We start from the raw sequence: 24,877 nt of genomic DNA, 5'->3' as shown, positions 1-24,877 counted from the left end.
GGATAATACTTGATATAACGCTCCTGCATAGTCTGAAGGTAACGTTATCATAAGCGTTGTTTTCGTCCCGCGTCGCTCTCCATTTCTCGGTAATTCCACACGCTCGCTCTTATGTAACACAAGAAAACGCGTATGATTATTTTTATGCGTATGAATATCACGTTGAACAATCGATAACCCATACTTTTCTGCCGCATCCCTATTAGCAATTGCCGCAATTTTTTCATTTGGATGTTCTATCACAAACTGCGCAGCAGCACTCGTTGATGTCATGTCACGCACCGTTACACCTTTTAATTCTTGATTTAAAAACTTATGACACTGCGCAATCGCATGCGGATGAGAATGCACTGCATATACATCTTGCCAAGCCTGTGCGTGCTGTGGATGAACGAGCAAATGTTGCTGGACAGGCACTGTAATTTCGCCAACAATCGGCAGTGTTTGCTCATGCACAAGATAATCAATCGTAATATTAACGGAGCCTTCAATCGCATTTTCAAGCGGGACAACTGCAAAATCGACAACATCATTTGCCGCTGCATCTATACAATCTGGAATAGTTCGATACGGTACATGTTCAGCCTCAGGAAAGAAGCGACTCACCGCCATATTTGTAAATGTTGCTTCCGGTCCTAAATAGCCAACTCGAATCGTCATCTCGTCCCCTCTTTTTCGTTTTCTTACTGTTATATCATAAACACCTCTATTCTTCTACTTGTTTTTCGAAAATTACAACAAAAAAGACTAGCAAGAGCTAGCCGATCTGTTTCATATATTCTTTTTGCGCAAAGAAGAAATAGAGTGCACATGCGATAAGATAAATAGCAATGACCTCTAAAACGCCCCCAGATGATTTCATAGAAAAGGCCTTTTGGCACGTATGTAAAGCAACCGCACTATGTACGCTTCCTAATAGAACTGGGAAAAAGAATAGAATTCCTAATTGCCAACGTGAAACCTTATCTATTTCTTGCTTTGTCATCCCTATTTTCAAAAGAGATCGATATTGCATGCGGTCATATTCAATATTATGAAACCATTTAAAATAAACTGTACTACAGGATGCTAGAAAAAAGAGAACACTAATGAACGAACCGACAAATAATACTAGATTCCCTCCGTCTTTCGTCATCTTATATATGTACATATTATTACGAGTTACTGACTCTTTCCCTTTTAAAATGTGAGATTGTAATTCTTCGCCTAATCTTTCTGTATTATCCCAATCTCTTACTTCATATCCGTTGTATACATATTTTTCGCGATTCGGAACTTGACGAGAAAGCTTCTGAAAATCTCGATTGTTCATAACGAAGAATCTTCCGCTCCGCTGACTTGTATCACTATTAAATGCATTCCCTTCATATGCTCCGTTATATGTAAAGCGATATGTTTCCCCTAGTACTTTAAAATTTATATACTTCTTAGGATCTTTAGGGAGAAGATCATACTTACTATAATAAATGAATGTTACTGTTCCCTCTTTCGGATGAATCTGCTGCTTCGACTGTCCTTTCGCTTCTCTATTGTATTCATCTTCTCCAATTACAGTTGCATAAGACTCATTACCAGAATCTAATTGAAATGTTGCTGGGAGTCCGACAAATGTTACGTATCGAAAATCGTTGACACCGTGCTTACGCAATAGCTTTTCGACCGTCTCTTTCTCCATTACTTCCTTAGAGTCAATACCTTTTTCAACATAGGAAAAAGCATGCGGCTGTTCATAGCGAAATAGTTCTCTCATGTTTGAAAAAAACAAATAAACAGAGCCTGTCGCCGTTACTACTATCGTTGTTAGCATAGATAAAATAAAGAAAAAGCGCCGATTATCTTTCACTGTATGTAACAACTGATTGATAACGAATACATACGGATAGCGGTACATGACACTCTTTCTATTTTTAATTCCTTGTAATACTTGAACGAGGCCATGTGTACATACAAAATACGTACCAACTATCGTTAAAATAGAAACAGGTATAAAGTACAAGGCAATATTCATCATCGTCACTTTTGTTGTTAAACCATAACCGATACTTATACAGATGAAACCAAGCCAACAAAGCCACTTCTTACTTCTTACTTCTTGTTTCTTTTTTTCCTTCTTGCATTTCTTTTAATAGATGAATAACTTCTATTTTCCATATGCGCAGCGCACTAAAAATAGCTAAAAGAAGAAATATAGCACCATATGTCATAAACGTTATCACAATAGCTTTTGAACTGAGCACAAACGACAATTCAGTCGACATATTAAGCAACAAACTAAAAATCATAAAAAATAGTTTTAAAAATAATATTCCAATCCCAATGCCGAAAAAGCTCGCAAGGAGTCCCACTGCCATTTGTTCCATGATCATCATCCAGACAAGATTTACTTTTGTGGCTCCCATTAAGATGAATAGCCCAAATTCTTTTTTTCGACACTGTATAAAAATTGAACTAGAGTACAGAATAAATAGAATCGAAAAGGCAATTACAATTACATCACATACAATCAGGCCCCACTGTAAGCCTTTATACAGCCCACTCACTTTTAACTGAGGATGCAAAATAATAGATGTATACATAAAAAAGGCAAAAATAGAGAAACAACTACTTAAGAAAAATATTTTGTAGTTGTGCCAATTCCCTCTAACATTTTGAAAAGTAAGTTGATAAAACTTCACCTTTCCCCCTCCTAAAATCCGTTACATACGTAAAAAGCTAGGAAGTCCTAGCTTTTTACGTGCTTTAAATATCCTCTTTGTGCAATGGCAAAATATAATGCGGATGCTAGTACATATGCTGTAATAATAACCGCTCCTGATTTCCATAAGTCTAGATACAACATATTTCCTAGTGTATATAATGCAAATCCGCTATGCAAAACACCTATTAAAATCGGAATAAAGAAAATAGCTCCCATTTGCCGAACTGCAATTTTACGAATCTCTTGATCCGTCATACCAATTCGTTTTAAAGAATGAAACTGAATACGGTCTTGTTCTTTATCATTAAACCACTTAAAATATGTCATGCTGCAAGCAAAGAAGAAGAACAATATTGTTATGAAGAAACCAATAAACATCGTAATCGCACCATTTTCTTTTACATTTTGATAAACAAGAATAGCATTATCAAAATTTTCTTTTTTATCATCGGCGATGTGACCTTTTAATTCCTTCACGAGAGCCTCCGTATCTTTCCAGTTTTGAATATAATAGCCGTAATACATCATCTTTTCTGCATCCGGGACAGCAGCTGCATACTTGGCGTAGTCTTGTTCATTTACAACTAATAAATTACCAGTATTAAATAACGCTTTTGTATACGGCTTATTTAATTTCAGCTCATACGATTGATTTTGTACTTTAAATGTAAAAGGCTTCGCTGCATCAAATTTCATGAGTTCATTCATCATATCCAACACAACCATTGTGCCAGTTCCAGGTTTATTATGAATTTCTGCTTCCTGTTGCTTGCGTGCTTCTGCATTAAATTCTCGCTCAGAGATAATTCTTAAATCAAATTCTTTCTCTTCTTTCATCCATTTTATATGAAATGTTCCTGGTATTTCTGTTAAGGTTACTTTTCTTGCCTGTTCAAAATTATGTTTTTTAAGCAGCGATTGCAATGTTTCTTCTTTCACCACTTCATGAGAATTTACTCCTTTTTCTTGAATGGAAATAGCATGAGGAGAATGCTGCACTACTTTTGCACTCATATCCTCAAAGAAGACGTATAACGTTCCCATTGCCGAGGCAACAATTGCTGTGATGATCGAAACAACAAACAGAAAACGGGCGTTATCTTTCATCTTATAAACAAGATTACTAATAACAAACAAATTCGGCTGCTTATAAAAAAGCGACTTTCTTTTTTGCAATGCTTTTAATAGAACAACACTTCCTTGTGTGAATAAAAAATATGTTCCGATAATTGTTAAACCAACAATTGGAAGGAAATACACCGTAAGGTTCATGAATGTTACTTGAAAGCAAAGAACATAAGCAACGATAATACTTAGTAATCCGGCTAAAAATAACCATGTAAACGAAAACGGCTCAACTCTTTGTTTTCTTGCGCCGCGAAGTAAATCAATAATTTGCAATCTCCATATCGTCCATAATCCAAATAATGATAACACGAAAAAGAGAATCAAATATACACCGGCAGTAATTGCGATTGCCTTTCCATTCCAGACAAATGGCAATGCTTTTTCAATTCCAACTACAGCACTCACTGCTTTAAAAAAGAGTGGTAAACCGAGCATACCAAGAGCAATTCCACTGACAATTGAAATGCAGCCAAGAATTATTTGCTCTAGCATGATCATTCTTCCTAGCTGTCCTTTTGTCGCACCAATTAAAGTAAATAACCCTAGCTCTTTTTTACGAGCCCGCAAAAAGATGGAGTTCGAATATAAAATGAATAACCCTGAAAATAAAATAACAATATAATTACATGTCTCTAATCCTTTGTCAATACGCATTTTCATACTAATGTTACCATTCACAACATCTGGATGATATATAAACGAAGCATACATAAAGAACACAAAAATCGATAAACAGCTACTAATTAAGAAGGCTTTGTAATTGCGCCAATTCCCTTTGACATTATTAAACGCGAGCTGGCGAAAGTTCATGGTATTCTCCCCCCAACATCGCAAGTACGTCTAATATTTCTTGGAAAAAGGCTTGTTTTGTTTCTCCTTTATGAATCTCTGAGAAAATTTCACCGTCACGAATAAATAAAATACGTTCACAATAACTTGCCGCAACAGGATCATGCGTTACCATTGCAATCGTTACCTTCTTCTCTTCATGAAGTTCCTGTAGAGCACCCATCAGTGATTTAGCTGATTTGGAGTCTAGGTTTCCTGTCGGTTCATCAGCTAAAATTAACGTCGGCTGATGAATAATCGCCCGCGCTGCTGCCGCACGCTGCTGCTGACCGCCTGATACTTCGTACACTTTTTTATGTAAAATTCCCTCTATGTTTAAAAACTTTGCAATTTCCAATACTTTCGCATCAATTTCTTTCACAGGACGATTTGCCATTACAAGTGGCAAAATGATATTCTCCTTAATGGATAACGTATCAAGTAAGTTAAAATCTTGGAAAATAAAACCTAAATGTGTTCGACGAAACGCCGCAAGCTTTGCAGCACGCATTTGATTAATTTCTTCTCCATTCATATAAACGTGACCCGATGTCGGCTTATCAATCGTTGCTAATAAATTAAGAAGCGTTGTTTTTCCGCTTCCTGATGGTCCCATAATGCCGACAAATTCACCCTCTTCAATTTTAAAGTTAATATTATTTAGCGCTGTCGTTGTTACCGATCCTTTTGATTGATACACCTTTGTCAAACCTTTTACTTCAAGAACACTCATTTTGAATCCCCCTATACGTTTTCTTCTTACTCTTACTATAGAAAAAATGAAGGAAAGTAACGAGTGATTTCCCTTACAAAACAGTTTGTTATCTTACAATTTTGTCATTTTCCTCATCATTTGATGATATCCTTTATCTTTTGAGAATTGGAATGTAAATGTTGTCCCTTCCTTCTCTATTGATTGTACAGAAATTCCATGGCTAAGATGATCACAAATTTGCTTTGTAATATATAACCCCATCCCTGTTGCTTCTCTCGTTTTTCGCCCATTGCCCCCCGTAAAAAACGGTTCAAAAATTCGCTTTATATCCTGCTTTGGAATACCTATTCCGTTATCACGAATATGCAATGCAATAACACTTTCTGTTTCTTCGATTTGAAATGTAATCTCTTTTTTCTCTTTCTCTGTAATTCTTGTATACTTCAAAGCATTTATGACAATTTGATTAATGGCAATACTGAGCCATTTTTGATCCGAAGCTACCCTGTACTGTTCTTTCTCAAATATAACTTTCGGATATACAGCATACTGAATGAACGTCTTTTTATGCTGATTAATATTGTCACGAACAATGTCCACTACATTGACTTCTTCTATTTTATAATCTTTCCCAAACTGTTCGAGGCGTGCCATGTGAAGCGCTAAATCTAATCCTTGTAAAATACGATTATTTTCTTCACGAATACTTTCAATCGTATCTCTTGCTTCGCGGTGTGTTTGTCCAAGTTTTTGCAGCAATAATTCAATGACAGATACAGGCGTTTTCATTTGGTGAATCCACTGATTCATAAAGATTGTCTGCTGTTCTCCTTTTGCCTGCCCTTCATGGATTTCATTCATATATTGTTGTCTTAAGAGCGAAAAAGCTTCCACGATTGTTTCTTGTTCGTATGTATAAGATGAACCGACAGATAAAGAGTGATGCAACTCCTGTCCCTCTGCAATGTAATGTTCTACCTTTTGTAAGAAGGCGCGTCTTTTCCGATAATCATGTATCAAAAAGAAAGCAAAAACGACAATTGATAATAACAATCCATATAGCCATGTACTCCAATTTATAGATTGTTTCTGTAGAAAAGATTGCAGTTGCAAGACAAGACCGAATAGGATGATACTCATTATGTAAGAAACAAGTAAGGCGATGCGGTCCATCACATATTTTTTAAGATTCATGTTCGTTCACCCAATTCGTTAAGAGCGCATATCCATAGCTCCGCTTCGTAACAATGGCATCAGTAATTCCTATCTCTTCTAACTTTTTACGGACACGCTTTACATTTACAGTTAATGTATTATCATCAACAAAAGCAATCTCATCCCATAACGCTTCTAGTAACTCTTCTCTCGTTACATATTGATCCGCTTGCTTCATTAAACATTCTAATAAATAGTACTCATTTTTTGTAAGTTCTACTTGCTTTCCTTGCCACTCTGCCATATGCTGCGCTTGATATAAAAGCAATCCATTCACGCCAAAATAATCACTTTCTGTTGATGAAGCATATTCGCCATACACACGGCGCAATGCACTTTTTACTTTTGCCATAACAATATCTAAATGAAACGGCTTCGTAATGTAATCATCACCGCCATTTTCAATCGCCATTACTTGATCCATCTCTCCTGTACGTGCAGATACAAAAATAATCGGCGCGTTGGAAACAGTACGAATTTGACGGCACCAATAAAACCCATCAAAATATGGTAAATTAATATCCAGTAAAACTAAATGGGGGTTCACTTTTGCAAATTCATCTTTTATATACCGAAAATCTTGTACACGAAATGACTGATAACCATATTTATCGAGGTGCCCTTCTAAAATATCACCAATTTTCAAATCGTCTTCAACAATTAATATTTTATACATATCATTCTCACTCCCTTATAAGAAGTACATGTAGATATCATTACTATCTGCCCTACACTACCCATTTTCCATTATAAGGGTAAATTTCCATTTGAGGAGATTTTTTTATTTCAATACAAAAAAAGACTGCCGAATTTCGGCAGTCCTTAATCGATAAATTCAAATTCGTACTCAAGAATTTTTACAATATCGCCGTCTTTTGCACCGCGCGTACGTAGTGCTTCATCAATGCCCATTCCGCGCATTTGACGAGCGAATCTGCGGACAGACTCATCACGGCTGAAGTCCGTCATCTTGAATGTTTTCTCAATATCATAACCAGTAATGACAAATGTACCATCGCTTTCACGCGTAATTTCAAATTTAGAGCCTTCACCCTCAAATTTGTACATTACACTTGCTTCAGATTCATCTACAACTTCATGTATTGGGAATTCTGGTGTTGTTTCGATAAGATTTGCTACTTCAAATAGTAAATCACGAACACCTTGACGCGTAACTGCAGAGATTGGGAAGATTTTTACTTCATCGCCCACTTTGTCTTTGAACACTTGTAAGTTTTCTTCTGCATCTGGCATATCCATTTTGTTTGCAACAACAACTTGTGGACGCTCTGTTAGACGCAGATTGTATTCTTTTAATTCATTATTAATTGTTACGTAATCCTCATATGGATCGCGTCCTTCTAAACCAGACATATCAATCACATGAATGATAACGCGTGTACGCTCAATATGACGTAAAAATTGATGTCCAAGTCCAACGCCTGCATGCGCCCCTTCAATCAATCCTGGAAGATCAGCCATAACAAAACTGCGTCCATCCCCTGTTTCAACTACTCCAAGGTTTGGAACAATTGTTGTAAAGTGATATTCAGCAATTTTTGGACGTGCTGATGATACAACAGATAATAATGTTGATTTACCGACACTCGGGAATCCAACAAGACCTACATCAGCTAACACTTTCAATTCTAGTACGACTTCACGTTCCTGACCTGGTTCACCATTCTCAGCAATTTCTGGAGCTGGATTCGTTGGCGTCGCAAAACGTGAGTTACCACGGCCACCACGACCACCTTTTGCGATAACTGCTGATTGCTCATGCGTTACTAAATCCGCAAGAATTTGACCAGTAGCTACATCTTTTACAACTGTTCCCGGCGGAACCTTTACAATTAAATCATCTGCCTTACGGCCATGTTGGTTTTTACTCATTCCATGTTGACCGCGATCCGCTTTAAAATGACGCTGATAGCGGAAATCCATTAATGTACGTAATCCTTCGTCTACTACGAAAACAACATCGGCACCTTTACCACCGTCACCGCCTGCTGGGCCACCTTTTGGAACATATTTCTCACGACGATACGCAACCATTCCGTTACCACCATCGCCGCCTTTTACATATATCTTGACCTGATCTACAAACATTATCTCACCACACTTTTTTCTAGTAGTTGTAATATAACCGAGATTTCTTTATCTCGCACTGTATAAGAAATGGAGAACCATTTATTATGTTGACTAGCAAGCCACTCTTGTATCTCTTGTACATTTGTTAGCTTACCACGAAAATCAAAAAAGAAACGAGCATCCTCTTCTTCACATTCAACTGTGATACAAACATAATTTTCAACATAAACGTCTAAACTATGCTCAAGTATTTGGAAAAATTGAGCCGTCCATACAGATACTCTTTCATCTAGATGCGATAAGTTATGTATTTCTCCTAATACTTCGTACTCCAACAAGCACGGGTGCTGTTTCCAATTATATGTTAAAATCCATTCTGAAAACTTGGGCATAGAAAGCCCCATCAGATTCGATTCTTGTCTCGCTTCTTGGACAAAACGATCGATGAGTCCATGAATTTCTTCCACTCTTCCGAGCGAAAGATTTCCTTTAATCATCTGCATACGATTAAGCCAATCATGTCTTGAATGACGCAACGCATCTATAATTGTCCATTTTTCTTCCATTCATATACCCCTCTAATATAGAAAAACTCTAACCTGCACTCAGGTTAGAGTTTTCCGTGAGTTTCTTATGCTTCTTGAGCAACAGGATATACGCTCACTTGTTTGCGGTCACGGCCAAGACGCTCGAAGCGTACTACGCCGTCAACTTTCGCGTATAATGTGTCATCGCCACCACGACCAACGTTAACACCTGGATAAATTTTTGTACCGCGTTGACGGTAAAGAATTGAACCACCTGAAACCATTTGACCATCTGCACGTTTAGCACCAAGACGTTTTGACTGAGAGTCACGACCGTTCTTTGTACTACCCACACCTTTCTTAGATGCGAAAAACTGAAGATCTAATCTTAACATACGTTACACCTCCTGCACTTTTTCTATTAAACGGATATACTTTCCGTAATCAAGTTCAATCGTTTTAAGCGAAACAACCATGCCCTCTAACAGAAAACATGCTTTTTCTTTTGTGGAATCGTCTAGATCACTAGGCAATTCATACATTAAGAATCCACCATCTTTTCCAAGTTCAATGGTTGCTTGCACATTACAAAGTGATTCCACTGCATTTATTACACCAAACACAACCGCTGTCGTTCCAGCGCAGACAAGATCTTGTCCATGCGGAGCGAAGTTCGCATGCCCGGTCATTTTAAATGATTGGATACTTCCTAAATTCGTGCGGTTAATCGTAATTTTAATCATGACAACCCGAATTAAGCGTTGATTGCTTCAATCACTAATTTCGTGTATGGTTGACGATGACCTTGTTTTTTACGATTGTTCTTTTTCGCTTTGTATTTGAAAACGATGATTTTCTTAGCGCGACCTTGTTTTTCAACTTTCGCAGTAACTGTTGCACCTTCTACAACTGGGCTACCAACTTTAACAGTTTCGCCACCAACGAAAAGAACTTTGTCAAAAGTAACAGTTTCACCAGCTTCTACATCTAATTTTTCAACGTAGATCTCTTGACCAGCTTCAACTTTAATTTGTTTTCCACCTGTTTCGATAATTGCGTACATAATTGCACCTCCTCATAATTACTAAGACTCGCCAAAACGAGGTAGACATACAATGTCTTTTAGGAACCTGTCCTGTGCGGTTGTAGTATATAGCAGTTTAGGTGCTATAAACTATAACATAGAGATGTTATCATGAAACATAGTCTATTGTCAATGAATCTTCTACTAACTATTTTTTCCGCACGCATATCTCTTTCTTCGTTCCAAAGCGTTGAATCGTGTAACGTGCTGCTTCATCATCAATAAAACAAATTTGAAAAGATATATTGCGCTGCAGTTCTTTCTCAAAAAAGATTTGTTGCACACTCGGATGAGCAGCGATAAGAGCGGCTTCATCATCTGTCCCATTATAAGCAATTAGTTCTCTCTCTAACTCATATGCTACCGTTTCATGTGATAACATATAACCACTGCCTTGACAAATTTTACAATCTGTTAACAGCATATCACGAAGCGATTGTTTTTTTCGTTTTCTTGTTATTTCTAAAATACCAAGCTCTGTAAATCCTAATACCCTCGTATAAGTATGGTCTTTTTCTAAGTACGACTTTACAATTCCTCTTATTTTTTCTTTTTCCTCATGGCGCTTCATATTAATAAAATCAATTAAAATCATCCCGCCAATGTCACGAAGTCGCAGCTGCCGTGCAATTTCTTTTGCCGCTATTTCATTTGTGCGCAGTACTGTATCTTGTAAATTTTGTTTCCCGGTGAATTTACCAGTGTTTACATCGATTACAGTCATCGTTTCCATTTGTTCAATGAGTAAATACGCTCCATTTGGAAGCCACACTATTCTTTTTAGCGCCTTTTCAATTTCACGATCAATTCCATAGCGAGCAAATAACGGTGTCTTTTCATGAAAGAAAGTAACTTTTTCTGCACCTATTTTTCCTTCTAATTCTTGTATCATACTGCGCTGATCTACAATCACTTGCGAAACTGTCTCTACTGGTATTTCTTGAAAAATTCGATCTAAAAAACTAGAAGGAGAATAAACGAGAAGCGGTGCCTTTCCTCGTTGTTCTTGTTTTTTCACAAGTTCAAATTGAGATTGAAGGCGTTGCATCTCGGCTTGCACTTCTTGTAATTGTACTTTTTCACATGCAGAACGAAAAATAAATCCTCCTGTTTTTTCTAGCGCAAGAAGTTGTTCTCTCTTTTTCTCATCTTTTATTTTCCGGGAAACGGCAAAAACCGTGTCATAGGGCATATATACAACATATCTCCCGGTGAATTCTATATTTGCTGTTATTTTTGGTCCTTTCGTATCAATCGCTTCTTTCACAACTTGTACAAGAAGCGATTGCCCTTCGTGTAATCGCATAGATGATGGCACATTTTCATATGATAAATAAGCATGCTTCTCCAAGCCAACATTGACAAAGGCAGCATTCATTCCCGCGATTGTTCGCATGACACGACCAATATATATATTTCCAACAATTTGTTCTTGTTCATTTCGTTGCCATAAGAGTTCTACAATTTCTTTCTCTTCTTCAACAGCAACTCGCTTTTCCGAACCGATGTAATTTATGTATAGCGTCTTCAAAGTCTATTCCTCTCTTTTATCCTTTTTTATACAATAATAGAAGGTTAGTGTTACCGTCAACACTAACCTATTAACTCTTCTACAGATGATGTTGTTCTTTTTTCTGTAAAATATGCGTAAAGCAATTCATTTTCATCTAGCGTGTATTGATTTTTATGTTCTCCATTTATGATAATTGAATGCTTATATCCTCTTCGAAACTGAGTGAAAATATGATATAAACTCGTTTCCTTTCGAACTGTAATTGTTGTGACCTTGGCAATTTCTCGCTTCTTTCCGTAATACCGCTCCAACAAAAAACGCATAAATGCAAAACGACGTTGTTTCCATTCTTGAAATAAAGAAAATACTAAAAAAAGAAGTAACGCCCACACCATTGCATTCTTTCCATTCCAAAGAAGCTGCAGCCCAAATACAACACTAAGACACACAATTGAAATTCTCATCATAATATTGTGCGCTTGTAAAAATGGAAAGCGATGCGATAATATATTTAGTGCAATCTTCCCTCCATCAAGAGGCCAAATCGGTAATAAATTAAAACATAAAATGGTCATATTGTTCCACAGAAAAAAATGGTAAAGGCCTTCCCCCATCCAGCCTATTGTGTACAATAAATAGGCAGCAGCTACCATCCATATATGTTGAACAGGCCCTGCTATAATAACAATCATTTCTTCTTTTAACGGCTTATTCCCATGCTCATCAAGCTCAGCTACCCCACCAAATGGCAAGAGCTGAATTTGTTTAATGCGCCATTTAAAATGAGCGGCTGCTATCGCATGACCTAATTCATGAATAAAAACAATGAAAAATAAAATAAGTACCTCTTTAAAACGAGCCGTAAAAACCGCAATTGCTATAACTCCCCAAAACAACGGATGAATGGTAATCTTTGAAAAAATCCCACTATATTTATTCAAATGAAATCACCTGAATTGGATCGATAAATTTTTCATTCTTTTTGAACGCAAAATAAAACTTTCCATTTGCAACTGTTCCAACTTTTTGCTTTTTCGCTACATAATCATATAACTTAACTGATGCTTCTCCTAAATTTCCATACCAAGATTCCGTACCATCTGCATGTTGGATTTCAACTGTATTTCCAAACCCCTCTTTTTGACCAATCGAGACAACAATACCCTCATTAACTGATTCTACAACGGCATTTGCGGCTGTTTGGACAAACACCCCTTGTCCGTTTGCCTGAAAACTTTGCGTTACTTTTCCTGAAGCGGGAACAGCGTAATTCTTTTCTTTCTGCTTTGTTTTCTTTTCACTGGAAGGTAAAAAAGATAGCGGTTTTCCAAACTTTGATTCATACCACTTCGACACAGTTGCAAATTGAAATTCTTCTTTCATTGTTTGTTCAACAACTGTACGTGGACCTTCAAAAGAAGTTGTTGTGTTTTTAAATAAGATGGCTACGACAAGAACAAGAATAGCCGATAGCAGTAGCTTAAAAAGAAATATTTCCTTTCGGAAGAGAGGATGTGTCTTTTCTCCTTCTTCAACAAGAAGCGGTGTATAGTCTTGTTCTTCATACGAAAACAATTCATCTTCTCTTTCCTGCTGCGCTTTTCTCTTCTCAATACGCTTTTTAATTTCTTCTACTTGTTTATTTCTCATTCTGACCCCTTCCTCTTCCCATCAGTTTGTACATATGTATGAGTTGTCCGGGAAAGATATTCATAGGAATGCTTTTCTCCTAGAAGGTCAGCGCGTATACCAGCAGCTATCCTCAAAATAAAGTGAAACTTTAATCAGTGTTTTCCGCCCAATCGGGATCTTACTGCCCACGTATAGCAGGGCAAAAAAAGCACTCCGCATATATGCGAAGTGCTCCTAGCGTATTCCGAAGAATTTCTTCATTTTCGTAAATACCGTTTCTTTTTCATTTTCAAGCGGTTGCAATGGCACATTTTCTCCAAGCAAGCGTCTTGCAATATTTCGATAAGCAATGGATGCCTTTCCACTCGGCTGCAAAGCTACAGGCTCTCCTGTATTTGTTGCTCGAATCACCGCATCATCATCTTCAACAACCCCAAGCAATTCAATAGACAAGGTACGTACAATTTCATCTACATCCAACATATCTTGTTCATGTAGCATATGACTGCGGACACGATTGATAACTAACTTAGGCGGCTCGATATCTTCTTTTTCCAATAGTCCGATAATCCGATCAGCATCACGCATTGAAGATACTTCTGGTGTTGTCACAACAATCGCTTTATCAGCACCTGCCACAGCGTTTTTAAAACCTTGTTCAATGCCAGCTGGGCAATCAATTAATATGTAATCATAGTCTTGACGTAATTGTTGTATTAATTCTTCCATTTGTTCAGGTGTTACTGCCGACTTGTCACTCGTTTGTGCTGCAGGTAATAAATAAAGTTCATCAAAGCGCTTATCTCTAATAAGAGCTTGAGGTAAACGACAACGTCCTTCAACAACATCAACGAGATCATATACAATACGGTTTTCCAATCCCATTACTACGTCTAAATTTCGCAAGCCGATATCTGTATCAATTAAACATATTTTTTTCCCAGATAAAGCCAAGGCTGTACCAATATTTGCAGACGTTGTAGTTTTACCTACTCCGCCTTTTCCAGATGTAATAACTATTGCCTCTCCCACAGCTATACAATTCCCCTTTCTAACCTTGTTAAATTAGGTCTAAGATGAGTGAGAAGTTGAATGCGATCGACAACAATGTGATTATTCTCATTAATGTAGGCACATTCTGCCCCTTCCGCCCCGTCTTCTTTCTCCTCAGGAGCGCGCGTTGTCACATCGCTTATCCGAAGCTGCATTGGATTCATAACAGAAGCTGTTATAACAGCCCCTGTATCCCCATAATATCCAGCATGTGCAATTCCTCGTAATGCTCCAATAATAAAAATATTTCCTCCAGCGATAACCGTACCGCCTGGATTCACATCTCCAATCAATAGTAAATCGCCTTTTACATGCAATATTTGACCTGAGCGAACAATTTTTGAAACAGAAACAATTTCTGTTTCTTCTTTCCATGCCAACGCTTGTTCTTTCGTTACAACATCACTCTCAATAGAATCTACGACTAAATTCTTTTTATTACGAATAAGTGTGCGCAACTCTTCTTGTTGGACTTCTGTTACATAACGGTTCCCAACTTTCACCTGCACTTCAATTAGAGAGCGTCCATCGCCCTCGTAGTAATGAGTGGAAAGCTTTTCGTCAAGTTCTTGCAGCAATTCACGAAATGAACAGGAATCATCCAGATGTAATGCTAAACCATCCTTCGTTCCTTTTATAGTCACATTTTGTTGCTTTTTTTCTGTCACCAATGCTCACCCCACCGATTTAATTCGACATAAAATCAGAAAATCCTTTTTTCTTTTTCTTCCATAGCGTCTGAAAGACGTAAAAGATATCGTTGCAGTGGGAAGCAAAACAGTAGTAAAAAAATTCCGTTCAACAACAGCGTCGGAAGAAGACGATCTGTGAAAAAGATATGCGCTGGTATATGAATACGACCAATTAACGTCAAAAATCCATACACATAATACTCTAACGCAGCAATGCTCGCTAATACAATAAAGAACACGATAAAAAGGTTCACTTGTAAAATTCGCATTGCCTGATAGACAAGATACACTAAAATTGGATAAGCAAATATATACACACCAACTAACTCTGTATGCACGATATCAAATAAAAATCCAAATAATAGCCCATAGTAAACACCATGTACAGAATTAAAGTAAATTGCAATAAAGCATAAAACAATCATTAAAAAATGTGGTGCTACAATTGTATTCTTCCAAAAAAGACTCGTTGGAACAATAGTAGAAAACATATTCTCCAATACAAATACGAGAAGAAGTAGAAGAGGAAGAATCGCTTTTTTTAAAATCTCCATCTCTTCCCCCTCCTATTTCCCTAAATCTACTGTCGACATAGTCCGTTTAGCAACCATAACATTGCTAACATCACTTAAGTCTGCTGCAGGCTTAATATAAGCTGTTTGTGTTAATCCGTACTCATCCGCTGTTACCTCAACGATTTGTCCAATAACCAATCCATCTGGGAACACACCGCCAAGACCAGAAGTTACAACTGTTTGATCCTTCTCTACTTTGACACCAGATGGAATTTTTGTGAAAACAAGTTGCTGCTTCTCTTTATCGTACCCTTCAATTAACCCGAAAACATTACTATCTCCTCGGACAACAGCTGAAATACGATTTGTTCGGTTTAATGAGCTGATTAGCTCAACCGTTGAAGTAAATTGTGAAACACTTTTTACTTTTCCAACTAAACCTTTTGATGTAATAACAGCCGCATCCTTTTGAATGCCTTGCTGTGCACCTTTATCAATCCCGATTAAGTCATTCCATTTATCTGGATTGCGAGCAATAACAGTTGCTTGAATCGGTTTAAAATCACTCAGTGTATCTTTTTTTCCAAGAATATCACGAAGTTCTTCATTTGTTTTTTCTAATTCTTTTACTTTTACGGACAGCTCTGCATACTTGTCCAATTTCGATTTTAATTCTTTATTTTCTTCATACGTGCGCTTTACATCTTCTACGTTCTCAAAGAATCCGGCAACATAATTCGCTGGCTTTTGAAATACACGTTCTACAACTCCTACGGTATCCTTTACAAACTGCTCTGGCCACGTTAGATTTTTCCGTTCTTTCAATGAGATTCCGATCAATGCCACGAGAAGAATAATACTAACTAATAAAACAATTAATCTTTTGTTTAAGAAAAACTGTGGCACGTTCACACCCTCTTAAATTCCCTAATTTTTTATGTTGAAATAATGGATTTTATCGAGCACTTTTGAAAAGGTCGATGTTGTCTAACGCTTTACCTGTTCCAATTGCTACGCAATCTAATGGGTTTTCTGCAACAAGAACTGGCATATTTGTTTCTTCGCTAATTACTTTATCTAAATTGCGAAGCAACGCACCACCACCTGTTAGAACAATACCACGATCCATAATATCCGCTGCTAATTCTGGTGGAGTTTTTTCTAATGTATTTTTTACAGACTCAACAATTGCATCTACAGTATCTTTTAACGCTGATGCAATTTCTTCTGGGCGAATCGATACTGTTTTTGGTAGTCCAGTCACTAAGTCACGACCACGAATATCCATTGGCTCAACACCGTTTGGCTCGCCAGCAGAACCAATTTCTAATTTTAATGCTTCTGCAGTTCGTTCCCCGATCATTAAATTGTAGTTTTTCTTAATGTACTGAATAATTGCATCGTCCATTTCATCACCGGCAACACGAACAGATTGGCTTGTTACAATACCGCCAAGAGAGATAATCGCAACTTCTGTTGTACCACCGCCGATATCTACAACCATACTACCTGTTGGTTCCCAAACAGGTAAGTTTGCACCAATTGCAGCTGCAAATGGTTCTTCAATTGGGTATGCATCGCGTGCACCTGCTTGACGAGTTGCATCGATTACTGCACGTTTTTCAACCGCTGTAATACCAGATGGTACACATACCATTACATAAGGCTTACGAGAGAAGAAGCCATTTGATTTCTGTGCTTGTTGAATATAATATTTCATCATTGTTGCTGTTGTTTCATAATCTGCGATAACACCGTCTTTCATCGGACGAAGTGCCACAACATTTCCAGGTGTACGACCAATCATTTGTTTTGCATCGTTACCAACTGCAACAATTTGTTTTGTGTCTGTTTGCAATGCCACAACAGATGGCTCGCGTACAACGACACCTTTTCCTTTTACATATACAAGCGTATTCGCTGTTCCTAAGTCTATTCCAAGATCACGAGTAAAACCACCAAATCCAAACATATTCTATATCTTCCTTTCTAATTTTAAAAAAATGCTCATTTTTTCTTTCAACATTATTATATTTATATAAAACATAACGTTTTTACATGTTCTTTGTTATAGTGTAGACGAAAGCCTACAAAAAACTCATAACTCACATTATAAAACAAAATAAAGAAAAAAAATAGTCTTAAATATGACCTTTATCTTTTAAACTGACGAATTTATGGTCACCAATAATAATATGATCGAGAATTTCAATCCCAATAATTTTCCCGCATTCTACAAGTCTTTTCGTGACTTCAATATCTTCTCTGCTTGGCGTGGGGTCGCCCGAAGGATGATTATGAAGACAGATAATAGAGGCAGCAGCGCGGCGAAATGCTTCCTTAAACACCTCGCGCGGATGCACAATCGAGGCATTCAAACTTCCAATAAATACCGTCTGTCGATGCATCACTTGATTTTTCGTATTTAAATATAAACATACAAAATGTTCCTGTTGTAAAAAGCGCATCTCCTCCATTATATAACGTGCGCAATCTTCTGGATTACGAATGCTATATCTATTTTGATATTCTAAGCGTACCATTCTTCGTCCAAGTTCAAAAGCAGCAATAAGTTGGGATGCTTTTGCCACCCCAACACCATGAATGCTTGTCATCTCTTCAATTGTCGCATCTTTTAACATTCGTAATCCGTCAAAGTAATGCAAAATTCGATTTGCTAATGTTAAGACCGACTCCTCTTTTGAACCTGTTCGAAGTAATATAGCGAGAAGTTCTGTGTTTGATAAGCTGCTTGCTCCTTCTAGCAATAAACGTTCCCGTGGTTGATCTTCTTTCACAACATCACGAATGCAGCTCATATTCCAGCCTCCTTTACATATTAAATTGTTTCAACTCGCGCACAACACGTGCAATCGGCAAACCAACAATCGCATAATAATCACCTTGTATATGCTGAACAAAAACTGCACCTTTTCCTTGTATCCCATAGCTACCAGCTTTATCAAGCGGTTCTTTCGTTTGTACATATGCATGAATTTCTTCTTCAGTTAATTCCCAAAATGTTACTTCAGCACGCTCATAAAATGTCACTGTTTTTTCTTTTGAAATAAGAGCAACTCCCGTATACACCTCATGAGTTTTTCCTGACAAGAGCCGTAACATTTCTTTCGCTTCACTCTCATCCTCTGGTTTTCCTAGAATACGCGACTCAAAAGTAACAATTGTGTCAGCACCAAGCACAACACCATCTTCGTAATCCTTTGCTACGGCAGATGCTTTTTGCAACGCAAGTGACATTACGATATCATGTGGTGATGAATATGCTCCAATCGTTTCTTCCACATCGCTAACTACAACCTCAAATGGCATATCCACAAGCTCAAGTAATTCTTTACGTCTTGGTGAACCAGACGCTAAAATAAGTTTTTTCATACGTTCTCCTTTCATTTTTAAAATTAGCAGGAAGATACAGCATAACCATACTAAATGTATAGATTCTCCTCAAATTTTAAAAATATCATTTTTCTTTTAAAAAAATACAAAAGAAAGGAAAAAGCACAACCTTGCTTTTCCTTTCTTCCGTACGAATAAATATTAGAAAAAAGCACCACATACTGATGGTGATTTAAATCTCATCTAATTATTATACGTTTTTGTTTTTTTGTGAAACTATTTTTTCATAAGAAAGAAAGCTATCTACTAGCACTTGCTGTAATTTCGTCATCGTTTCCATATCTTGTTTCTCTTCTTGTATTGTCTGCACCGCCACTGATGCATACGTAAACAATTTCTTTATATCATCCTGCTTTAATGCTGCCTCTTCTTTTTTGATTGCTTTCCATTCATTTTCAATCTGTTCTATATGCGCTTTACTTATTCCCCCCCCGGACTGCAGGGCAGCAGTTTGTTGCAATAGTTTCCCATACAACGATTGCAGCTTTTCCAAAAACGCTCCATATTCTTGATCCTGTTTTAAAAGCGCTTGATCTGTAATCTCCCATTTCTTTTTTACAACTGATATATCTTTTTGTTTATATTGCGTAATTAATTGCATAACAGATTGTTCATCATGTGCCACCCCAAGAACAAGTAAATATTTATCCCCTGACTGCATAACTGCTCCAGAGACTCCATTTTCTTGTAACTCTTTTAATGATGCCTGTCCCTTTTCCTTCGAAGAAAAGACTCCGCCCTGCGCAAAATAAATCGTCAGCGGCGCTAAAGCAGTTGGTGCTGGTTTCTCATTTGTCGGTTTTTGTGTTTCATTATTCTTTGTAACATTTGCTGCTGGAGCTGTCTTTTCATGAACAGTTTCTTGTCCCGTTAGTAAGTGCAGCATTCCCATCCCAAACCCTGTCCCAATTACAATTGCTGTAGATACCGTGACAATAAACCTATTACTCCATTCTTTTTTCCCTTTACGTATTGATGCTGCATGTTTTTGAAACGACACAACATTATTTGTCACCGCATTCTCCGGGAGCAGCCAATCAAACTCTTCTTTTTTTATTTCCTCTTCTTTCTTCTCTATATAATTTGCTTCCGTTCCATTTACTTTAATTGAAATTGGTCGCGATTGTTTGTCCATACCCCCACTCCTTACTTCTTCTCATTGCCAGCATCGTATCATACTCGTTTCAAAAAAAAACGAGATACTTGTCAAAGAGATTCGTCAAATTACCCTATATTGTTATCTTATATGTATGCTTACGTCTTTATTTGTAGAACAAAAAAACTAGACAGCTTATTTCTGTCTAGCTTTTTGAACCACATATTTACGAGCTTCTGATATGAAATAAAGAGAACCTGTTAATAAGAAAAGATCCTCTTCTTGTAAAGAATCCATTGTCTCACTAATGGCTTCCTGCCAATTTTCAAAGATATGTTTTGATTCTCGCTTTGAATGAGCAGCAAGAGCCTCGGCAGAGATAGCACGATCAAACTTGAAAGTTGTAAAAATCATTTCATCTGCAATTGTTTCTAATTGTCCAACCATTTCATCCAGTTGCTTGTCCCCAAGTGCTGTAAATAAAATAATAATTCGTTTTTTACCGTAGTGTGCACGAACCGTTTCTACAAGGCTATGTATACCTTCTGGATTGTGTGCTCCATCAATAATGACATGCGGGTGCGTAGACAGTTGTTCAAAACGCCCAATCCAATATGCTTCAGCTAATCCTTTTCGAATATGCTCTTCATCAATTAAAAACGCTTGATATACGTTTAAGTATGACATCGCCATAAGTGCCAGCGCAGCATTATTCACTTGGTGCTGGCCTTTCATAGAAATGAAAAGATCTTCGTATGTATGGAATGGAGACGAGAATGTAAAGCTTTCTCCTTCTTTCTCTGAAGAAAGGTGTTTTACTTGAATTTGATTTCCTAGTTCATATAAGTTAGAACGTTTTTTATTGGCAGTCGTACGGATGACCTCTAAAGCTTCGTTTTGCTGTACACCAGTTATAACAGGTACACCTGATTTTATAATTCCCGCCTTTTCAAATGCGATTGCTTCTAACGTATCACCTAAAATATGCATATGATCGCGGCCGATATTTGTAATAATGGTCAATGCAGGGTGAATGACATTCGTCGAATCGAATCGTCCTCCAAGTCCTGTCTCAAATAAAACGATGTCACACATATTCATCTTTCCAAAATAATAAAGTGCCATAACAGTAATAATTTCAAATTCTGTCGCTTCGCCTAAATTTGTTTCATCTAACTTTTCCACAACAGGTTTGACCACATTTACAAGATCTGCAATTTCTTGATTTGCAATTGGTATACCATTCACACTGATTCGTTCATTAAATGTTTCAATGTACGGTGAAGTAAATGTCCCTACTTTGTACTCTGCCGCCTGTAACATATAACGCATATATGTGAGAGTAGAACCTTTTCCATTTGTTCCCGCAAGATGAACACATTTTATATGACGCTCTGGGTTTCCAAGTTCCTCTAACATCCACTCCATACGTTCTAATCCTGGTTTTATACCAAATTTCAAACGGTTATGAATCCAGCCGATTGCTTCTTCATATGTATGTATCACGTATACCATTCCCCTTTCCATCAAAAAACGAACCAAAGCAAAAGATTGCCCTAGCCCTATTATACTCAAATAGAACAATCTTTGCCGTGGTTCGTTATTTTAAATAATTTCCCCCGATTGGTGAGGGCTGATTATAGTTTCACTTTATTTTTGTAGATCTGCTAGACGTTGGCGAACTGCTTCACGTTTTTCTAGGTAATCTTTCTCTTTCGCGCGTTCTCCTTCAATAACTGCTGCTGGAGCTTTTGCTACGAATCCTTGATTTGCAAGTTTTTTCTGTACACGTTCTACTTCTTTATCGAACTTCTCAAGTTCTTTTTCAAGACGTGCTTTTTCTTCATCAAGATTGATCAGATCAGCTAGTGGTAAAAATAACTCTGCACCTGATACAATTGCAGTCATCGCTTTTTCCGGTGCTTGTAAATCCGTCTGAATTGTTAATTCACTTGGATTACAGAAACGCTCAATGTAAGAGCTGTTTTTCGTAAGCTGTGCTAGTACTGCTTCGTCTTTTGCTTTGATTTGCAATTGTACTTTTTTGCTCATTGGCGTATTTACTTCCGCACGAATGTTACGAACAGAGCGGATGATATCAACAAGAAGATGCATTTCTGCTGCTGCTTCTTTATCTTGTAAATCTTCACGAACTGTTGGCCAAGCGGCTACTGTAATAGATTCACCTTCATGAGGTAAGTGTTGCCAAATTTTCTCAGTTACGAATGGCATGAATGGATGTAACAAGCGCATCGTTTGATCTAGTACGTATGCTAAAACAGAACGAGTTGTTTTCTTCGCTGCTTCATCTTCTCCGTATAATGGAATTTTCGCCATTTCAATGTACCAATCACAGAAATCATCCCAAATGAAGTTATATAATGCACGGCCAACTTCACCTAGCTCATATTTATCCATGTTACGTGTTACACTTTCAATCGTTTCATTTAGACGAGTTAAAATCCATTTATCTGCAACAGATTTTTCACCAGTTAAATCGATATCCTCATATTGCATATCTTCCATGTTCATTAATACGAAACGAGACGCATTCCAAATTTTATTGATGAAGTTCCAAGTAGATTCTACCTTCTCCATGCTAAAGCGTAGATCTTGCCCAGGTGCACTTCCTGTTGATAAGAAGAAGCGCATTGCGTCTGCACCATACTTCTCGATAACATCCATTGGATCAATACCGTTACCAAGAGATTTACTCATTTTACGTCCTTGCTCGTCACGAACTAGACCATGGATTAATACGTCTTTAAACGGGCGCTCTCCTGTAAACTCTAACCCTTGGAAAATCATACGAGATACCCAGAAGAAGATGATATCATACCCTGTTACAAGTGCATCCGTTGAATAGTAACGTTTGAAGTCTGCTGCATCTTCATTTGGCCAACCAAGTGTTGAGAATGGCCATAATGCTGAACTAAACCATGTATCAAGTACGTCATTATCTTGGTTCCAATTTTCGATATCCGCCGGCGCTTCTGTACCTACGTATACTTCACCAGTTTCTTTATGATACCAAGCTGGGATGCGATGTCCCCACCATAATTGACGAGAAATACACCAATCATGAATATTTTCCATCCAGCGTAAATATGTGTTCTCAAAACGGTCTGGTACGAACGTTACTTTTTCATCTTCTTTTTGTTGTAGTTCAACTGCCTTTTCTGCAAGTGGCGCCATTTTCACGAACCATTGTGTTGATAAATAAGGCTCAACAACTGCCCCGCTGCGCTCACTATGGCCAACAGAATGCATATGAGGTTCGATCTCTACTAATACACCTGCTTCTTGCAAGTCTTTTACTAATTGCTTACGGCATTCAAAGCGATCCATACCGTTATACTTACCAGCTTTTTCGTTCATTGTACCATCTTCGTTCATTACAAGAATACGTGGTAAGTCATGGCGGTTACCTACTTCAAAGTCATTCGGATCATGAGCTGGTGTAATTTTCACAACCCCTGTTCCAAACTCTGGATCTACATAGTCGTCTGCGATAATTGGAATTTCACGGCCAACGATTGGAAGTGTAACTGTTTTTCCGATTAAATGTTTGTAACGATCATCTTCTGGATGAACTGCTACTGCTGTATCACCAAGCATTGTTTCCGGACGAGTTGTTGCAAGGCGAATGTGACCAGAACCGTCTGTTAATGGATAGTTCATATGGTAGAATGCACCTTGAACATCTTTATGGATTACTTCAATATCAGAAAGAGCAGTGCGCGCTGCTGGGTCCCAGTTAATAATATATTCCCCTCGGTAAATTAAGCCTTTTTCGTATAATTGAACGAATACTTTTTTAACCGCATCAGATAAACCTTCGTCTAATGTAAAGCGCTCACGAGAGTAATCTAGTCCTAGGCCAACTTTCCCCCATTGCTGACGAATATGAGAAGCATATTCATCTTTCCATTCCCATGCTTTTTCAAGGAATTTCTCACGACCAAGATCGTAACGTGAAATACCTTCTTCACGAAGCTTTCCTTCTACTTTTGCTTGTGTTGCAATACCTGCATGGTCCATACCTGGAAGCCATAATACATCATAGCCTTGCATACGCTTTGTACGTGTTAAAATATCTTGAAGTGTTGTATCCCAAGCGTGACCTAAGTGAAGCTTACCAGTTACATTTGGAGGCGGAATTACAATCGTGTATGGTTGTTTCTCTGCGTCTCCTTTAGCTTCGAAATATTTGCCTTCAAGCCACCATTTATAGCGGCCTTCTTCTACGGATATATGATCGTATTTTGTTGGTAAATTATTTTCCGTGTTTGACATATTTTTCCCTCCTTAAAAAAATAAAAAACTCCCTCATCCAAAAGGACGACGGAGATCGTGGTACCACCTTTTTTTACAGGCGTAAATAGATACACTACACCTATACACTTATCATCTGTAACGGGCTACCCGGTTTCTCCTACTTTCAGACGTGAGTTCAAAGAAACTGCTCAAGGGCGACCTTCCAACACTACCATCTAAGAAATCTCACAGCAATTGATTTCTCTCTCTGAAGATGTAGGACGTTGTACTCTTCCCTATCAACGCATTTATATATACGTTTTAAAATTATAATATACCTTATAGTCTAAAAAAGAAATGCGCAATCGTCAATAAGCTTAACCAAGTTTTTTATAACATATGCAAAGAAAATGAAAAAA

23 protein-coding genes, 1 pseudogene and 2 other annotated features are annotated in these 24,877 nt (G+C 37.6%); all 24 genes and pseudogenes read right to left on the bottom strand.

The genetic code is table 11. From position 1 onward, the window contains the following. Positions 1–660: prephenate dehydratase (pheA, locus tag PLX19_RS01150; protein WP_272186682.1), on the bottom strand; the 660-nt coding region annotated here is incomplete at its 3' end. A 97-nt stretch (positions 661–757) separates the two neighbouring features. Continuing rightward, positions 758–2,675, bottom strand: a pseudogene (locus tag PLX19_RS01145) (ABC transporter permease). A 47-nt stretch (positions 2,676–2,722) separates the two neighbouring features. Beyond that, positions 2,723–4,636, bottom strand: a complete 1,914-nt coding sequence (locus tag PLX19_RS01140; RefSeq protein ID WP_272186681.1) for an ABC transporter permease — start codon at positions 4,634–4,636, stop codon at positions 2,723–2,725. Further along, a complete protein-coding gene (locus PLX19_RS01135) occupies positions 4,611–5,387 on the bottom strand; it encodes an ABC transporter ATP-binding protein (RefSeq protein WP_272186680.1) in 777 nt (258 codons plus the stop codon). The genes PLX19_RS01140 and PLX19_RS01135 overlap by 26 nt, the downstream gene beginning before the upstream one ends. Positions 5,388–5,480: 93 nt before the next feature. Next, positions 5,481–6,563, bottom strand: a complete 1,083-nt coding sequence (locus tag PLX19_RS01130) for a sensor histidine kinase (RefSeq protein ID WP_272186679.1) — start codon at positions 6,561–6,563, stop codon at positions 5,481–5,483. Further along, the gene (locus PLX19_RS01125) at positions 6,553–7,260 is read right to left on the bottom strand and encodes a response regulator transcription factor (RefSeq protein WP_272186678.1); all 708 of its coding nucleotides are present in this window, start codon (positions 7,258–7,260) and stop codon (positions 6,553–6,555) included. The genes PLX19_RS01130 and PLX19_RS01125 overlap by 11 nt, the downstream gene beginning before the upstream one ends. A 146-nt stretch (positions 7,261–7,406) precedes the next feature. Continuing rightward, on the bottom strand, positions 7,407–8,693 hold the full coding sequence (obgE, locus tag PLX19_RS01120) for a GTPase ObgE (RefSeq protein ID WP_272186677.1): 1,287 nt from the start codon (positions 8,691–8,693) through the stop codon (positions 7,407–7,409). After that, entirely contained in the window at positions 8,693–9,241 is a 549-nt protein-coding gene (locus tag PLX19_RS01115) for a sporulation initiation phosphotransferase B (protein WP_272186676.1), read from the bottom strand. Before PLX19_RS01115 ends, obgE begins: the two co-directional genes overlap by 1 nt. 65 nt (positions 9,242–9,306) lie before the next feature. After that, the gene (gene rpmA / locus PLX19_RS01110) at positions 9,307–9,597 is read right to left on the bottom strand and encodes a 50S ribosomal protein L27 (protein WP_017150650.1); all 291 of its coding nucleotides are present in this window, start codon (positions 9,595–9,597) and stop codon (positions 9,307–9,309) included. Positions 9,598–9,600: 3 nt separating this feature from the next. Then, on the bottom strand, positions 9,601–9,945 hold the full coding sequence (locus tag PLX19_RS01105) for a ribosomal-processing cysteine protease Prp (protein WP_272186675.1): 345 nt from the start codon (positions 9,943–9,945) through the stop codon (positions 9,601–9,603). Between the two features lie 11 nt (positions 9,946–9,956). Continuing rightward, positions 9,957–10,265 carry a 50S ribosomal protein L21 gene (gene rplU / locus PLX19_RS01100; RefSeq protein WP_272186674.1) on the bottom strand — a complete coding sequence of 103 codons (309 nt, stop codon included), beginning with the start codon at positions 10,263–10,265 and terminating at the stop codon, positions 9,957–9,959. Positions 10,266–10,279: 14 nt separating this feature from the next. Next, positions 10,280–10,357, bottom strand: a sequence feature (ribosomal protein L21 leader region). 77 nt (positions 10,358–10,434) lie between these two features. Beyond that, positions 10,435–11,817 (bottom strand): Rne/Rng family ribonuclease, encoded by a 1,383-nt coding sequence (locus tag PLX19_RS01095; protein ID WP_272186673.1) that lies wholly within the window; start codon positions 11,815–11,817, stop codon positions 10,435–10,437. 62 nt (positions 11,818–11,879) lie between these two features. Next, positions 11,880–12,740 carry a M50 family metallopeptidase gene (locus PLX19_RS01090; protein ID WP_272186672.1) on the bottom strand — a complete coding sequence of 287 codons (861 nt, stop codon included), beginning with the start codon at positions 12,738–12,740 and terminating at the stop codon, positions 11,880–11,882. After that, positions 12,733–13,449 carry a M23 family metallopeptidase gene (locus PLX19_RS01085; protein ID WP_272186671.1) on the bottom strand — a complete coding sequence of 239 codons (717 nt, stop codon included), beginning with the start codon at positions 13,447–13,449 and terminating at the stop codon, positions 12,733–12,735. Before PLX19_RS01085 ends, PLX19_RS01090 begins: the two co-directional genes overlap by 8 nt. 216 nt (positions 13,450–13,665) lie before the next feature. After that, positions 13,666–14,463 (bottom strand): septum site-determining protein MinD, encoded by a 798-nt coding sequence (minD, locus tag PLX19_RS01080; protein ID WP_272186670.1) that lies wholly within the window; start codon positions 14,461–14,463, stop codon positions 13,666–13,668. Between the two features lie 2 nt (positions 14,464–14,465). Beyond that, the gene (gene minC, locus PLX19_RS01075; RefSeq protein WP_272186669.1) at positions 14,466–15,152 is read right to left on the bottom strand and encodes a septum site-determining protein MinC; all 687 of its coding nucleotides are present in this window, start codon (positions 15,150–15,152) and stop codon (positions 14,466–14,468) included. A 35-nt stretch (positions 15,153–15,187) separates the two neighbouring features. After that, complete coding sequence (mreD, locus tag PLX19_RS01070) at positions 15,188–15,730, bottom strand: rod shape-determining protein MreD (protein WP_272186668.1); 543 nt, start codon at positions 15,728–15,730, stop codon at positions 15,188–15,190. A 12-nt stretch (positions 15,731–15,742) separates the two neighbouring features. After that, entirely contained in the window at positions 15,743–16,597 is an 855-nt protein-coding gene (gene mreC / locus PLX19_RS01065) for a rod shape-determining protein MreC (RefSeq protein ID WP_272186667.1), read from the bottom strand. A 49-nt stretch (positions 16,598–16,646) separates the two neighbouring features. Continuing rightward, positions 16,647–17,663, bottom strand: coding sequence for a cell shape-determining protein MreB (mreB, locus tag PLX19_RS01060; protein ID WP_272186666.1), 1,017 nt, complete (start codon positions 17,661–17,663; stop codon positions 16,647–16,649). 169 nt (positions 17,664–17,832) lie between these two features. Then, entirely contained in the window at positions 17,833–18,510 is a 678-nt protein-coding gene (radC, locus tag PLX19_RS01055) for a RadC family protein (RefSeq protein WP_272186665.1), read from the bottom strand. Positions 18,511–18,523: 13 nt separating this feature from the next. Continuing rightward, positions 18,524–19,084 (bottom strand): Maf family protein, encoded by a 561-nt coding sequence (locus PLX19_RS01050; RefSeq protein WP_272186664.1) that lies wholly within the window; start codon positions 19,082–19,084, stop codon positions 18,524–18,526. 211 nt (positions 19,085–19,295) lie between these two features. Continuing rightward, a complete protein-coding gene (locus PLX19_RS01045) occupies positions 19,296–20,240 on the bottom strand; it encodes a stage II sporulation protein B (protein ID WP_272186663.1) in 945 nt (314 codons plus the stop codon). A gap of 156 nt (positions 20,241–20,396) precedes the next feature. Then, positions 20,397–21,707, bottom strand: coding sequence for a bifunctional folylpolyglutamate synthase/dihydrofolate synthase (locus PLX19_RS01040; RefSeq protein WP_272186662.1), 1,311 nt, complete (start codon positions 21,705–21,707; stop codon positions 20,397–20,399). Between the two features lie 144 nt (positions 21,708–21,851). Continuing rightward, positions 21,852–24,497, bottom strand: coding sequence for a valine--tRNA ligase (locus tag PLX19_RS01035; protein ID WP_272186661.1), 2,646 nt, complete (start codon positions 24,495–24,497; stop codon positions 21,852–21,854). A gap of 38 nt (positions 24,498–24,535) precedes the next feature. Then, positions 24,536–24,770 (bottom strand) — a binding site (T-box leader). Positions 24,771–24,877 lie beyond the last annotated feature (107 nt).

The sequence above is a fragment of the Bacillus sp. BP-3 genome, from assembly GCF_028401955.1.
Classification (GTDB): domain Bacteria; phylum Bacillota; class Bacilli; order Bacillales; family Bacillaceae_G; genus Bacillus_A.
This window is presented reverse-complemented; position numbering and strand designations above follow the sequence as displayed.

What these genes read in the sequence shown, in the direction of transcription:
- PLX19_RS01105 (WP_272186675.1), bottom strand. Translation starts at nt 9,945, where the DNA reads ATGATTAAAATTACGATTAACCGCACGAATTTAGGAAGTATCCAATCA.
- obgE (WP_272186677.1), bottom strand. Translation starts at nt 8,693, where the DNA reads ATGTTTGTAGATCAGGTCAAGATATATGTAAAAGGCGGCGATGGTGGT.
- PLX19_RS01130 (WP_272186679.1), bottom strand. Translation starts at nt 6,563, where the DNA reads ATGAATCTTAAAAAATATGTGATGGACCGCATCGCCTTACTTGTTTCT.
- PLX19_RS01045 (WP_272186663.1), bottom strand. Translation starts at nt 20,240, where the DNA reads ATGGACAAACAATCGCGACCAATTTCAATTAAAGTAAATGGAACGGAA.
- PLX19_RS01035 (WP_272186661.1), bottom strand. Translation starts at nt 24,497, where the DNA reads ATGTCAAACACGGAAAATAATTTACCAACAAAATACGATCATATATCC.
- PLX19_RS01125 (WP_272186678.1), bottom strand. Translation starts at nt 7,260, where the DNA reads ATGTATAAAATATTAATTGTTGAAGACGATTTGAAAATTGGTGATATT.
- PLX19_RS01050 (WP_272186664.1), bottom strand. Translation starts at nt 19,084, where the DNA reads ATGAAAAAACTTATTTTAGCGTCTGGTTCACCAAGACGTAAAGAATTA.
- PLX19_RS01085 (WP_272186671.1), bottom strand. Translation starts at nt 13,449, where the DNA reads ATGAGAAATAAACAAGTAGAAGAAATTAAAAAGCGTATTGAGAAGAGA.
- PLX19_RS01135 (WP_272186680.1), bottom strand. Translation starts at nt 5,387, where the DNA reads ATGAGTGTTCTTGAAGTAAAAGGTTTGACAAAGGTGTATCAATCAAAA.
- mreB (WP_272186666.1), bottom strand. Translation starts at nt 17,663, where the DNA reads ATGTTTGGATTTGGTGGTTTTACTCGTGATCTTGGAATAGACTTAGGA.
- radC (WP_272186665.1), bottom strand. Translation starts at nt 18,510, where the DNA reads ATGAGCTGCATTCGTGATGTTGTGAAAGAAGATCAACCACGGGAACGT.
- PLX19_RS01140 (WP_272186681.1), bottom strand. Translation starts at nt 4,636, where the DNA reads ATGAACTTTCGCCAGCTCGCGTTTAATAATGTCAAAGGGAATTGGCGC.
- rpmA (WP_017150650.1), bottom strand. Translation starts at nt 9,597, where the DNA reads ATGTTAAGATTAGATCTTCAGTTTTTCGCATCTAAGAAAGGTGTGGGT.
- PLX19_RS01115 (WP_272186676.1), bottom strand. Translation starts at nt 9,241, where the DNA reads ATGGAAGAAAAATGGACAATTATAGATGCGTTGCGTCATTCAAGACAT.
- rplU (WP_272186674.1), bottom strand. Translation starts at nt 10,265, where the DNA reads ATGTACGCAATTATCGAAACAGGTGGAAAACAAATTAAAGTTGAAGCT.
- mreD (WP_272186668.1), bottom strand. Translation starts at nt 15,730, where the DNA reads ATGGAGATTTTAAAAAAAGCGATTCTTCCTCTTCTACTTCTTCTCGTA.